Origin of the sequence: Xinfangfangia pollutisoli (assembly GCF_020179405.1) — a bacterium.
In the GTDB taxonomy this organism is placed as follows: Bacteria; Pseudomonadota; Alphaproteobacteria; order Rhodobacterales; family Rhodobacteraceae; genus Pseudogemmobacter; species Pseudogemmobacter pollutisoli.
The window spans coordinates 1-895 of record NZ_JAICBZ010000181.1 but is presented as its reverse complement, the minus strand read 5'-3'; the positions used below and the strand labels follow the sequence as shown (position 1 = coordinate 895).

Sequence of the window (895 nt, the reverse complement as noted above, 5' to 3'; positions counted from 1 at the left end):
TGCGGCTGCAGGCGCTGGCGCTGCTGATCGACCAGCGGGCGCGGATGAACCGGGCGATCGACGTGGCCGACTGGGGCGATGCGTCGCGCCGCAGCCTGTTCGACGGGCGCGATGTCTCGGTGGCCGACCTGTCGGGCTTTCTGGACCGCGCCCGCGGCCGGCCCGAACATGCTGCGGTGATCCCGCTTCTGGCCGATTGCCTGGCGCGGATGGAAGGCGCGCGGCGGGCCTTCGACACCTCGCCCGTCACGCCGAACTGGTCGGGCATGCTGGCCGTCCTGGCCCTGGCCTATGCGCTGGCCGTGGCGGGCTGGGCGGCCTGGGTGGAATGGCGCTTTCACCGCGATCTGGCGGGCGCCTTCGCGACGGCGGTGATCGACATCGGGCTGGACCGGACCGGCCCCTTTCCCGACCTGGCCGCCCGGCTGGATGCGCTGTGGCGCGAAACCGAGGTGACACTCGCCACCCGGGCCAAGGCGCCGGTCACCCTGTTTGCCGGGCCTTTCGGCTATGATGCGGCCCTGCAGGCGCAGGACGCCTATCAACAGGCCCTGCAACGCCATCTGCCCGGGCTGATGGCCCAGGCCATCGACCGCGCGCTGGCATCCGAGGGCGAACCCGCCCAGGCCTATGACACGCTGCGCGCCTGGACGGTCCTGTCCGGCGACAGCGACTGGCAACCTGCCTGGCTGGCCGGCTGGGCCGAGGATCGCGCCGCGGCGGACCCGGCGCTGGCAGGCCTGGCGCCGCATCTGCAGCGGCTGGAGAAGCCGCCGATCATGCCGACGCCCCCGGATTTCGAACTGCTTGCCCAGGCGCGGGATTTCGCCGCCGAAGCGCCCGAGCCCGACCGCGCCTATCTGGAGCTGCGCCGCTCGGCGGCGGTGGCGGCGCT

Annotated in this window: 1 protein-coding gene; it reads left to right on the top strand. The window is 73.2% G+C overall.

Features of this window, described 5'->3' with window-relative positions; translation table 11 throughout:
- Positions 1–895, top strand: an 895-nt coding sequence (locus K1Y73_RS21925) for an ImcF-related family protein (protein WP_225030535.1), incomplete at both ends; no start/stop codon positions are given.